The sequence below is a fragment of the Blautia sp. OM06-15AC genome (assembly GCF_003481425.1).
In the GTDB taxonomy this organism is placed as follows: domain Bacteria; phylum Bacillota; class Clostridia; order Lachnospirales; family Lachnospiraceae; genus Fusicatenibacter; species Fusicatenibacter saccharivorans.
Map to the genome: position 1 here is coordinate 122,611 of NZ_QULD01000005.1, position 12,832 is coordinate 135,442.

9 protein-coding genes are annotated in these 12,832 nt (G+C 45.2%); 8 read left to right on the forward strand and 1 reads right to left on the reverse strand.

Annotated features, from left to right (window positions below; translation table 11 throughout):
- Positions 1-6 precede the first annotated feature (6 nt).
- Positions 7-1,815, forward strand: a complete 1,809-nt coding sequence (locus DXB83_RS08690; RefSeq protein WP_055227317.1) for a DUF6320 domain-containing protein — start codon at positions 7-9, stop codon at positions 1,813-1,815.
- 119 nt (positions 1,816-1,934) lie between these two features.
- Here the strand turns inward: DXB83_RS08690 and DXB83_RS08695 are convergent, their stop codons facing one another.
- Positions 1,935-2,366 (reverse strand): MerR family transcriptional regulator, encoded by a 432-nt coding sequence (locus DXB83_RS08695; protein WP_118659210.1) that lies wholly within the window; start codon positions 2,364-2,366, stop codon positions 1,935-1,937.
- Positions 2,367-2,597: 231 nt separating this feature from the next.
- On the opposite strand from DXB83_RS08695, the gene DXB83_RS08700 reads away from it, so the two are divergent.
- The 7 genes from DXB83_RS08700 to DXB83_RS08730 all read left to right on the forward strand — a co-directional run bounded on the left by DXB83_RS08700 (position 2,598) and on the right by DXB83_RS08730 (position 12,815).
- Positions 2,598-4,310, forward strand: a complete 1,713-nt coding sequence (locus DXB83_RS08700) for a sensor histidine kinase (RefSeq protein WP_158581096.1) — start codon at positions 2,598-2,600, stop codon at positions 4,308-4,310.
- A 51-nt stretch (positions 4,311-4,361) separates the two neighbouring features.
- Complete coding sequence (locus DXB83_RS16440) at positions 4,362-5,438, forward strand: response regulator transcription factor (protein WP_158581097.1); 1,077 nt, start codon at positions 4,362-4,364, stop codon at positions 5,436-5,438.
- A 212-nt stretch (positions 5,439-5,650) separates the two neighbouring features.
- Positions 5,651-7,390: an extracellular solute-binding protein gene (locus DXB83_RS08710; protein WP_118697453.1), complete on the forward strand. Its 1,740-nt coding sequence runs from the start codon at positions 5,651-5,653 to the stop codon at positions 7,388-7,390.
- Positions 7,391-7,551: 161 nt separating this feature from the next.
- Complete coding sequence (locus tag DXB83_RS08715; RefSeq protein ID WP_118697454.1) at positions 7,552-8,487, forward strand: ABC transporter permease; 936 nt, start codon at positions 7,552-7,554, stop codon at positions 8,485-8,487.
- 14 nt (positions 8,488-8,501) lie between these two features.
- Positions 8,502-9,386 (forward strand): carbohydrate ABC transporter permease, encoded by an 885-nt coding sequence (locus DXB83_RS08720; RefSeq protein ID WP_118697455.1) that lies wholly within the window; start codon positions 8,502-8,504, stop codon positions 9,384-9,386.
- Positions 9,387-9,529: 143 nt separating this feature from the next.
- Positions 9,530-10,498, forward strand: coding sequence for an AraC family transcriptional regulator (locus tag DXB83_RS08725; protein WP_022462067.1), 969 nt, complete (start codon positions 9,530-9,532; stop codon positions 10,496-10,498).
- A 319-nt stretch (positions 10,499-10,817) separates the two neighbouring features.
- A complete protein-coding gene (locus tag DXB83_RS08730; protein ID WP_158581064.1) occupies positions 10,818-12,815 on the forward strand; it encodes a beta-galactosidase in 1,998 nt (665 codons plus the stop codon).
- Positions 12,816-12,832 lie beyond the last annotated feature (17 nt).

Below are 12,832 nucleotides of genomic sequence, written 5' to 3' on the forward strand. Positions count from 1 at the left end.
TAGAAAATGAAGAAAGAACATTCTTCGCGCTGGAGAAAGCTGGACAACGCGGCACAGGCATTTCCGGCGGCCACCGGAAAAAAGGATACGAGAGTCTTCCGGTTTTACTGCCAGCTGAAAGAGGACATCCAGGCGGATCTGCTGCAGAAAGCGCTGGAGCAGACAATGGAGCATTATCCGGTGTTTTCCATGGTACTGCGGAAAGGTCTTTTCTGGTTTTATCTGGAGCAGCGCGATCTGCCAGCAAAAGTAGAAGAGGAAAAGCGTCCGCCGTGCAGTGAGATTTACGTACCCGACCACAAAACGCTTCTTTTCCAGGTTTCTTACTATAAAACCCGAATCAATTTCGAAGTATTCCATGCCCTGACAGACGGCACCGGTGCGATGCTGTTTCTGAAAGAACTGGTGAGCAATTATCTGATCTTGTGTCATCCCGAGGAAATCTTTTCAAAGGTCAGCGAAGACATGCTGACAGAGACAGATTTCGAGGAGGACAGCTTTTCCCAGTATTACACCGGAAAGAAAAATGAAAAAGAAAAAAGCCGCCCGGCATACCAGATCAAAGGCGAGTATCTGGAGCAGGAGGAGATGGAAATTACTGAGATTCTGCTTTCCGCGGAAGCAGTTCATAAGTGCGCAAAAGCACATGGCGTGTCGGTGACGGCGTACCTTGCGGCGGCGCTGGTATATGCGGTATATGAAGAAATCCCGAAAAGCAGGCTGAAAAAGCCGGTTTCTCTGATGGTTCCAGCCAACTTGCGTAACTTTTTCCCATCCGCATCGATGACGAATTTCTGGAGCTGGATCGAGATTGCCTGTGATCTTGGGCCGGAGGCATCGTTTGAGGATGCCCTGCAGATCACGGGAGCCGCGATGCAGAAAGAGGCGCTGAAGCAGGAGATTTCCACACGTATGAACGATCTGGTGCGGATTGAGCGGAATCCGGTGCTGCGCGCCGTGCCGCTGGAAATCAAAAATCTGGCGCTGATGGCGGGCACGACGCTCGGCGGACGAAGCATTACGACCGTCTATTCCAATATCGGCCGGATTCAGATGCCGCCGGAGTATGAAACATATATTGAGCGGTTCGGATTTTTCACCAGCACCGACAAAGTACAGATGTGTTCCTGTTCCTACGGTGACAGCATGGTGCTTGGAATCACATCTAAAATCGCTGATTCCAATATTGAACGGAACCTGATGCATCTGCTGCAGAAAGAGGGCATCGCCTGTGAACAGGAGGAAAATGATTTTCCGGGACAGAAAGAACAGCCGCACGGGACGGCCAAACTGGGATTGAAAATTTTTTCTTTCACCTGCATCGCGGCTGTCGTACTCTGCTGGATGATGAATTTCCTTGCAACGCCGCAGATGTGGTGGGCAGGTTATGCGACAGCGGGTGTGTTCTGCGCCTGGCTTCTGATCCGGGTGGGATATCAGAAACGGAAAAATCCACTCAAAAACAGTATGTGGCAATTGATCTTTATTATGATCGGTGCGATTCTGTGGGATTATGCGACGGGCTGGATCGGCTGGTCTGTCGATTTCGCAATTCCGCTCGCCGTTCTTATGAATGGCGCGACGATGCAGATTCTGGCAAGAGCGTACAAAATGGAGGTCAGTGAATATCTTTTTTATCTGATGCAGTCCGGAGCAGCAGGAATCGTTCCGGCGATTTTGTGGCTGACGGGAACTGTCCGCATTACCTGGCCGTCCGTGATCTGCGTGGGCCTTAGTGTGCTGTATCTGATCGGGCTGTTTTTTTTCCGCGGAAAAGATTTTATGCGGGAAATGCAGAAAAAATTCCGGGTATGAAGGGAAAAGGTGATAGAAAAAATAAGAAGAGCAGGTAAGAAAAGTGGATGTTGGTCCCTTTTCTTACCTGCTCTTTTGAAACTTGTGTGTGTCTGCGGCGGAAAAGCCTGGAGAGATATCTACTGCGCCTTCTCCTCACAGCCGCAGGAATCCCACGACGGCATTTCATCCCCATTTTTAATCGCATCGCGAACCGCGCTGTAATACCGCACTTTCTGCTGAATATGCTCGAGATCAGATTCCATGCGCTCGATTTTCTCGCGTGTATTCTGCTCATGTTCCTCGAGAATGGCAACCATCTGGTCAATATTTCCCGGGATATCATCCTCAAGCCGGAAAAACTCCTGAATCCCCGCAATCGGAAGACCGGTGCGCTTGAAGCAGAGAATTGCGGTCATGCAGTTAATGTGCTGCTGGGTGTAAATTCGTTTCTTGCTTTCGGTATGAATGACATCTGTCAAAAGCCCGATCTCCTCATAATAACGAAGCGTAGAGGCCGGAAGTCCAAAACGCTCGGACATTTCACGAATGGTGTAGGTCTGCTGTTCCATGGAAAAACCTCCTTGAAATAATGAAAAATCAACTGCTTCAAGTATACTTTAGGAAGACAAGTTTGTAAAGTGTAAAACATGATTTCTGAAAAACACAGACCATAAAAAAGAGAAAATCAGAGCAACTTGTGACTGGACGGAACAGCAATTGGTTGTTAAAATGGTGTTAATGAGGTTTCATTTTGCAGAAAATGTTTAAAAACGAATGTGCAGATGGGGGATGGAGAAAAAATGGGGAAGCCAAAAAAGAGAAAAGAATATTCCCTGAAGAAAATTGTTTTAATGGTATTTGCATGCAGCAGTCTGCTCTGTCTTCTGCTGATTATTTTTGTCACGCGGATTTCCATGAAAGCCATGCGGGAATCTAAAATGGAAACATCGCTGAAAGCAACACTGGAGGAAGTGAATCAGGGCTTTGAGTCAGAGTACAATGTGCTGCTGCGTCTGTCACAGACGATGGCATCGAATGGACTGGTCGGGGAAAAATATGATGCTTATCGAACGGCAGAAGAGCAGTATGATAAAATTCTGGAGTATCAGGATTTTTATCAGACCCTGAATGTCGCAACCTGGGAGATGGAAGATGTTATGCTGGGCGCTTATCTGATTCAGGGGGAGAGCCGGGAAATGACACCGGAGGTTCTGTTTTCCACGTACAGCACAAAGAAGGAGACATTCCAGCCGGAAACACTGTCGAAGCTGGTTGATACGGGAGAAGTTACATATCATTCCATTCATCAAAGCTACAACAGTGTGAGAAATGATAATGTTGTTTCAATGGGACGCAGAACATCATTTTCAGATGGCACAGATGCCTGGATTTATTTAGAAGCAAAATCAGATGAAGCACTGATGCTGCAGAAACGTTCCGAATTAGAAAAAATACCATATGTGCTGCTGCAGCTGAATCCGGAAAAGAAAGTAGAGTATTCCAGCGAGAAAGCATTTGCAAAAGGAGATATCCTTGAACTGGATGAGGATGGCAGAATAGAGCAGAACGGATATGAGGGAGTTGCCAAAAAGAATATCTATGGATTTTATACGGTTTTGCTGCTTCCAACTTATGAATACCAGAGCGAAATTTATCAATGGACCCTGCTGACAGGAAGCGTGATTTTTATTTCACTGGCCATTCTTGCCGTAGTCGCAATTTCACAGATCTGGCTGGTATCGCATCCGATCAAAGTACTGGAAAAAGAAATGCGTCATTTTGGAAAAGGAGATTTTTCTGAGGCAGAGACACCGGTTCAGCTTGCGGAATACAATCAGCTTTTTGCAACGTTCAATCAGATGAAAGCGCAGATTCAGGAGCTGATTGAGAGTGAGCAGCGGAAGGAAAAAGAAAAAGCGGATCTGGAGCTGGAAAAGCTGATGTATCAGATCAATCCGCATTTTCTGATGAATGCGCTGAATTCTATTCATTGGATGGCGCTGACAAATCATCAGAAAGAGATCGATGATTACGTGAAGCATCTCGGCTTTATTTTGAGTTATTCCCTCGGGAAGGCGGAGCAGAACACGACACTGCGTACCGAATTGAAATACCTGCAGTATTATCTGGAACTGCAGCAGATGACGCATGATTTTTCCAGTGAATTTGATATTGCGGAGGGAGAGTACCTGAATACGCGGTGTGCCCGCTTTCTGCTACAGCCGATTGCAGAAAATGCGGTCTGCCATAATATGGACGAATTTGGAACCCTGTGGGTAGAAGCGTCGGAACAGGATGGGATAATTACCATTCGAATCCGGGACGATGGAAAGGGCTTTGAAATATCGGAGAAGATGGAGCAGAATGCAAAAGACGAACGAAAGGAGATCGGTCTGCGTTATGTGCAGATGACACTGAAATCATTCTATGGAGAAGAAGCAGAGATCAAAATAGAGAGTGAACTGGGAAAAGGAACGGAGGTTACCCTGCATTTTCCGGTGCTTCCGGCATAAAAAAAGAACTACGAGAAGGAAAAGAGAAAAAGATAAAATGGGGTGGAACAAATGTATCAGGTATTGGTGATTGACGATGATAAGCTGGCAAGAAAGGGACTGATTTCACTGATTCCGTGGGAAAAATACGGAATGGAGGTCGCCGGAGATGTGGCGAACGGAGCGTTAGCACTGCAGTTTATTGAAACACATCCGGTGGATCTGGCTGTGGTGGATCTGACGATGCCGGTGCTCTCCGGGTTGGAGTTTATCTGCGAGTGCAGGGCGCGGGAAATTTCCATGGACTATATTGTGCTTTCCGCACATGAGGATTTTACGTATGTGCAGAAAGCATTGCGGCTCGGGGTAATTGATTATATTTCGAAGCTTCAGCTTGAACCGGAAGAATGCGGTGAGGTGTTCCTGCGTGCGGCGGAGCATATTCGAAAACGGAAAGAAAAAGAGCAGCAGATGCAGACGGGGGGAAGAATAAATCGGAAAAAGACAGAGACTGTGGCAGATCAGGAAGAGAAGGAACAGTGGAGAAAACTCTGGGAGGAGACGGCTTCGCTGACCTGGATTTATAATATAGAGGAAACACAGAAACTCTGTAATCTCAGGAAGGCAATTCCGACCAGTCAGAAACAGGAATACCGGTACACAATGCAGACGCTGCAGGAAATTCAGAATGCCTTTGGCATTTTCATGGAGGAGCAGGAATATGAAAATCTGCAGGAGCCGGAAAAACTGACAGAAAAAATACGACAGGATCTGTGGCAGCGGGTACAGAACGGAGAAGGACAGGCTGTTACGGAGATATTGATTTTAAAAGCGGTACTTTTTATCGAAGATCATCTGGTGGATTCTGAAGTGAAAGCGGAGCAGATTGCAGATGCTGTTGGAATGTCGAGAAGTTATTTTTCCGTCTGTTTCAAGAAATGCACAGGCTATTCGGTCAACAGTTATATCCGAAAAGAACGGATTGCGCTGGCCTGCCGTCTGCTGCGGGAAAATCCGCAGATTTCGGCAGAACAGATGGCGGATGCTGTCGGGTATCATGATGAAAAATATTTTGTAAAACTGTTTCAGCAGAGTATGGGTATTGGCTTTGCCGAATATAAAAAACAGTTAAAACGGCAGGAGTTTTAGCAGAATGCCGGAGTGTGGGAACGAAAAAGCAGACATTTGTTTGAAGGACAGAGAACAAATGTCTGCTTTTTGGATGAAATGGATCCTGGTTTTGTATAAATGTTCGTAAAAAATAGAACACAAGGCTGTTTTAATTCGTCAAAATATATCATAAAATAGACTTATAAGAAAACGAAAGAAACAAAATGACGAACGAGGAAAGGGGAAAACACATGAAAAGGAAAAAACTTGTTGCAATCTTACTCACAGCAGCGATGACCGCAGGCATGCTGGTCGGATGTGGAAGCAGCGGCGGCAGCACAGGAGGCACATCGGACAGTAAAGCATCATCTGAGAGCACAGCATCTTCCGGAACGGCTGATAATTCTTCTGAGGAAGAGGGAGAGGATCTGGCGTTCAAAAAATTTCCGGAAGTTGTCGAGGTACACGTAGGACAGGGTGTCAGCGCAACCGATACTCTGCCGGACGGACTAAGCGTGGATAATAACCAGTACACCGACTATCTTCTGGAAAACTTCAACATCAAAGTCGTTGTAGACTGGACCGCAGCATCTGGAAATGATTACACACAGAAAGTAGCGCTCTGTATCGCAAGCAATACCCTTCCGGATGCGATGACGGTATCGAGAGAGTATATGCTGAAAGCCGCAAAAGCAGGTCAGTTATACGATCTGACCGATCTGTTCCAGAAAGTACAGTCTGATCAGGTAAAAGAAGTTATGGATTCGACCGATGGACAGGCTATCGCAGAAGCGAGCGTGGACGGCAGACAGTATGCAATCCCGGCAGTTGAGGTAGAAACAGGAAGCGTTCAGGTATTAAACGTTCGTCAGGACTGGCTCGATGAGTATGGTCTCGATGCACCGAAAACTCTGGACGATGTAGAAAATATTGCCAAAGTATTTGCGGAGAAAAAACCGGCAGGCGAAGATACCATTCCGCTGGCTGGTCCGGATAAAAATACAAAATGCTATACCAGTTTTCTGGATACCGGCACAACAACAGGCGGATTTGACGCAGTATTTACCGCAAACGGCGCATATCCGGGACTGTTCCTGAAAGATGATGACGGAAACGTAACATATGGAACCGACTCCGATGCAACCAGAAGTACACTGGAGCGTCTGGCGGACTGGTACGCAAAAGGCTATATTGATCCTGAGATGGGAACAAGAGATTCCACAATCGAGCAGATCAATGCCGGAAAAGTTGGTATGTTCTTCGGCGCATGGTGGGTTTCCGGTTATGGAATCGGTGATGCATACCGTAACGAGCCGGATGCAAACTGGCAGACCTATCCGATCTACACCGATGACGGTGAATGGAATGTAAGACTTGGATCTGCAACAACAGGTTACTGTGTCATCAACAAAAATGTTTCCGAAGATGTTGCCAAAGCAGTTATCATCATGGCCAACGTTCTGTTGAGAGATGAGAGCAAATTTGATGTTTCCGAGCAGCCGCTCAGCTTCTGGCCAGTCAGAACACTGATGGCTCCGGCTGATGAGTGTGAATACACTTATCATGAACTGATCAAAGTATTAAACGGCGAAACCAAGCCGGAAGATTATGCAGGTGTATCCAGTGCATACAAACTGCTGGCAAACGATGTTTCGGTTATTAAGGATACCGTTCCTGGATACGAAAAAGACAAACAGCTCTCTATCGAAGATTTCAGCACTGAAAACTTCGGTAACTTCCAGAGAATGTATTCTCTGCTGGTCGGCGACCGTCCGTACGCTACGACAGAAGTAAACAACAAAGTCAGAAGCTGCATCTTCAGCCAGACAGCTACCATGGAGAAAAAATGGGCAAACCTGCAGTCCATGGAAAATGAGATGGTTATGAAAGTCATCACCGGAAAATCGGATATCAGCGCATACGATGAGTTCGTGAAGAACTGGAAGTCTGAAGGCGGCGATACAATTCTGGAAGAAGTAGAAGAATACTAAAACAGGAAAAAGGCAGACCGTTTCAATGTGATTTTCAGATACTGAAAGATCACCTGCTTTGCGAAAAGGGGAGAGCAGTCAGCTTTCCCCTTTTTCACAGAATACGTTCTGTCCATCGGAAACAAAAGGAAAATACGGAAATGACAGGAGGGAGGATCTGTATGAAAGCAGCTTCTGCGTCAAAGAAAAAGGGAGTTCTGAAAAAAACAAGAAATTCCAGAACCATCTGGAACTATCATATTATGATTCTGATAGGAATGGTCTGGCTGTTCTTCTTTAATATTGTTCCAATGTTCGGAATTGTCATTGCATTTGAGGATTACAGTCCGATGTCCGGACTGTGGCATTCAGACTTTGTAGGAATGGAAAATTTTACATATTTATTTTCCATGAGTGACTGTAAACGAGTCATTTTTAATACGCTGGTTATCGCAGTTGCCAAATTGATTCTAAATATTATTGTGCCACTGGCATTTGCACTTTTATTAAATGAAATCCGTCAGGTGAAATTTAAAAAAGCAGTACAGACAATTGTTTATCTGCCGCACTTTCTTTCCTGGGTTATTCTGGCAAGTGTTCTGCTGGAAATGTTCGGCTATAAAGGTGTTATCAATTCCATCCTTGGTGTATTTGGAATCCGGGGAAAGATATGGTTCTCAGAGGAGAGCTGCTTTCGCCAGTTAGTCATCGGTTCGGATGTATGGAAAGAGTTTGGATTTAATGCCGTTATTTATTTAGCAGCTCTCACCGGGATCAGCCCGGAACTCTATGAGGCAGCGGCAATTGACGGCTGCAGTCGTTGGAAAGCGGTATGGAATATCACTATTCCAGGTATTGCAAGTACGATCGTTGTATTAAGTATTCTCGGACTTGGAAATGTACTAAACGCAGGCTTCGATCAGATATTCAACCTGTACAGTCCGTTGGTTTACTCCACAGGAGATATCCTTGATACATGGGTTTACCGCATGGGTCTTTTAAATGTACAGTTCTCGCTGGCAACAGCAGCAGGCCTGTTTAAGTCGGTCATCAGCTTTACCCTGATTGTCATTTCCTACATCATTGCATATAAAGCCGCAGACTATAAGATTTTCTAAGGAGGGACAAAATCATGATTCAAAGCAAAAGTCTTGGAAGTAAAATATTTAATGTGTTTAACATCATTTTAATGAGTCTGCTCTCCTTAAGCTGTCTGTATCCCCTGTGGTATACACTCTGTCTTTCTGTTTCCGACAAGGCCGCGGCAAATTCGGGCAAGGTAAGTTTTTATCCGGTTGGATTCTCCCTGGCTTCCTATCAGCAGATCATGGGAGACACGCAATTTTTTCGTTCCTTCCTGATTTCTGCAGAGCGGACGATTTTTGGAACAGTCTTTACCATTGTAGTGCTTGCTATCTTTGCCTATCCGTTGTCTAAATCAGCAAATGAGTATCATCCGAAAAATGTGATTATGTGGATCGTTATTTTTTGCATGCTGTTCAACGGTGGAACGATTCCATGGTATATTACGATGGTAAATTACGGTATGATCGACAGTATGATCGGTCTGATTCTCTGTGGAGGCCTTCCGGTTTTTAATCTGATTTTGTTGATTAACTTTTATCGAAGCCTGCCAAAAGAACTGATGGAAGCAGCAGAAATTGACGGTGCCGGTGTCTGGACAGTTTTGTTCCGTATTGTTGTTCCGTGTGCAATTCCGATTTTTGCGACGCTAATTCTCTTTACCAGTGTCGGTTACTGGAATGAATATTTTCAGGGGCTGGTACTTTCAAGTGGCGAGCAGCATTATCCGTTACAGACTTATATTAAGCAGATGGTCGTTAATATCCAGACGACAAATCTTTCGATGGATCAGATCGAAAAAATGGACAAGCTGTCCAATCAGTCTTTGGATGCGGCAAAGGTATTCATCGCGATGATCCCAATGCTGGTGGTATATCCGTTCCTGCAGAAATACTTTATCAACGGTATTATGCTGGGAGCTGTAAAAGAATAAGAAAAAAGAGTGACAAGGCTCTGACGGAGTGAAAATCCATCGGAGTCTTTTTTCATGGCAGGGGATAAAAAGTGCATTGCTTATCTGTATCAGAATGGAATATAATAGAAGACAGAAAAAACGAAAAAATGTGAGGAATCATCGTGAAACAGGAAATTATAGCAGACCTGTCCAGGATCACCGAGGAGGAACAGGCAATTCTGGACGGCAAGACGGAAGTGGAAAAGGAGCGGTATTCGAGCGGGCAGAAGTTTGTGATGGATGCGGGAAAGCTGCTGGAGAGGGGAAAATTGATTGATATTCGGCCGCACACGCGGTTTATTCGTTTTCCGGCGCACAGCCACAATTATGTCGAGATGATCTACATGTGCCAGGGAAGCACCGTGCACACCATCAACGGGGACCGGATCGAGCTGAAAACGGGTGAGCTGCTGATTCTGAATCAGAATGCAGTGCAGGAAATTGAACCGGCAGGGCGTGACGATATCGCGGTCAACTTTCTGATTCTGCCGGAGTTTTTTGACCAGACGCTGCGAATGATCGGGGCAGAGGAGAATCAGTTAAAGGATTTTATCGTCGGCTGTCTGAAAAGCGGGGAGGTACCGCTCTGTTATTTGCATTACAGAATCGCGGATGTCCTTCCGGTGCAGAATCTGATCGAAAATCTCGTCTGGACGCTCTTACATCACCAGAGCAATAAGCGGAGCATCAATCAGATTACGATGGGCCTTTTATTCCTGCAACTCATGAACTACACCGAACGCGTGCAGGTGGGAGAGCAGTATTTTGAACAGGAGATGCTGCTCGGCGTATACCGCTATATCGAGGAACATTACCGGGAGGGCAGCCTTTCGGAACTGGCGGAAGAACTGCACTACGATTTTTACACCTTAAGCCGCATGATCCGCCGCCTGACCGGGAAAAACTACACTGAACTTGTCCAGAACAAACGCCTCACCCAGGCCGCGTATCTGCTGGAAACGACAGGACTTTCCGTGGCAGACATCGGCGAGCGGGTCGGGTACGAGAACATGAGTTATTTTCATCGGATTTTTAAAGAGCGCTATGGAATATCGCCGAAGAAGTACCGGGTGGAGAAGAAAATAGAATAGAAATAGAAAAATCCACAGGGGGATAAGGGCTCTGTGGATTTTTTTGCTGTTATCCTATTTTAGCGGAAAACAAATCCTCATAAAGATAATTCTGCTTTTATAATAGATTTGTCCAGCATAGTAAGATGTTGGGCATTCGAAAAAGAAAAAGCAGAGAAAGAGTGGAAAAATAGACAACTTTAGAATATAATTGACTAAGAAAAAATGGAAAAACAGGAAAAACTCGATAAAATTATATTTTACGTCGTAATTGTCATAGGAATTTTAATGATTTTGCTGCAAAATGGAGGTAAGAAAAAACAGAAACGGAGTGAATAAAATGAGTTTATATATCGGGACAAATTATCATCCGCATGATTGGCCGAAGGAGCGGTGGGAAAAGGATTTTCAATTGATGAAAGAGGCTGGATTTGATACAGTACGGCTGGGACATCTGTGCTGGGACAGCTATGAGCCGGAGGATGGCGTTTATACCTTCGAATGGTTTGATCAGGTTATGGAGTTATGCGTAAAATACAAATTGGATGTAATACTGGATGTGTCGATGCATCCGGCACCGATCTGGGTTCATAAACTTTGCCCGGGATGCAATGTAGGAGGAAAAAATGGAGCTCCACAGGCACCGCTGCGCCGATATATGGACGATGTTTCTGATCCAGAGTATCAGAAGTATGCACTGCGGTTTGCTAAAAAAATCGTTTCCCGTTATAAAAATCATCCGGCGCTGTTTGCGTTTGGACTGTGCAATGAGCTGGGAGCAGGCTATCCATCCTATTCTGAAGCGTCGAAGAAGAGATTTCAGAAATGGCTGGAAAAGAAATATAAAACAATAAAAGCACTAAATCATGCCTGGGCAACCCAGCGCTGGAGCCGAAAGCTTTCATCTTTCGAAGACGTTGCAATGCAGGTAAATGAATACGAAATCGGGGCACCGGAGGCATGGCTGGATATGCGGCGCTTCTTTTCCGATGGTATCGCAGATTTTATTACAGAACTGGCAGAAACGGTAGAACAAAATGCGCCGGGAAAGGCTCATACATCGAACCATTTTGCAGAATATGAGACGCTTGGATTTGATTATTTGAAGGCAGCATCTGGATTTGTTGACTATCCTGGCATCGGTTTTTATCCTGGCTATGGAGACAGGGAGAGTATGGAATTCTGGAAAACGGGTTCCTGGTACATGAAACGGATTGCTGAAACTGGAAAACCAATGTGGTGCATTGAATTTGTGACAGGTGGTTTCGGGATTCATCATGCGGCAATGGGGATGAACAGAATGTATGCGTTCTGGTGTCTGCTGCATCGGATGCAGATGATGCTGGGATGGACCTGGCGAAGCATGCTGAATGGCGAAGAACAATATCTGACCGGTATGCTGAATCATGATGGAAGACCGAATGAAAATTATCGGGAATACCAGTGGATTGCATCGGATTTTCGGAAGCTGGAAAAATACGGATTTCCATATCTGCCGCAGCCAGAGATTGCTGTTTCTTACAGTTATGACAGTGAGCTTATGGCTGCGTATGCAAAAATGCAGTATCGAATGCCATACAGCAACAACCTTGCCATCGCGCATCGGATTCTGGAAGAGAGAAACCTGGATTATAATGTTGTAGATTTGCATCAAATGACAGAACAATATCAGATTCTGATTATTCCGGGTGAAATTGTAATGGATCACGAGCAGGAAAACACGGTGCGGGAATTTGTAAAAAATGGCGGTACGGCAATTATGACAGGGTATTCTGCATGGGTAAAAGAAACCGGTCAGGTATTTGACACGTCGAGACCAGGAAACCTGACTGATGTATTTGGAATAGAAATTGTTGGATATCAGAGAACCGCAGGTATGGAAGTTTCTGAAAAAGAAGAGCAGAAGCTTCGCAGAAATCCGGCAAACGGAAGAGAACTTCTGAAAGTGAGAGAAAAATGGATTGATGTGGATTATTATGAGCAGATCGAAGCAACAGATGCAGAAGTCCTGCAGCGTGAGGAGACACATCAGATTCCAGCTATAACCAGAAATCGGTATGGAAAAGGAGCGGCGTATTATTTGTTTTGTGAAACAGAGCCGGAACTTTTAGGCGAGGTTCTTGATGAATGCTGCAGGGAAAAAAGTATGCAGTCCGTGGTTACACCGCAGGGAGTAATTGGAAGAAAAATAGCGGAAAACCAGTATTTTTATGTGAATCTGACGGGAAAGGAGCAGAAAATAGAGCTTCCAGAGAATGGATATGGGGTGCTGCAGGAGAAAAAGATGGAAGATACCTGCACGCTGCAGGCGTTTGATGGTGAACTGGTGATTTGTTAAAGAAGATTGCATGAGGA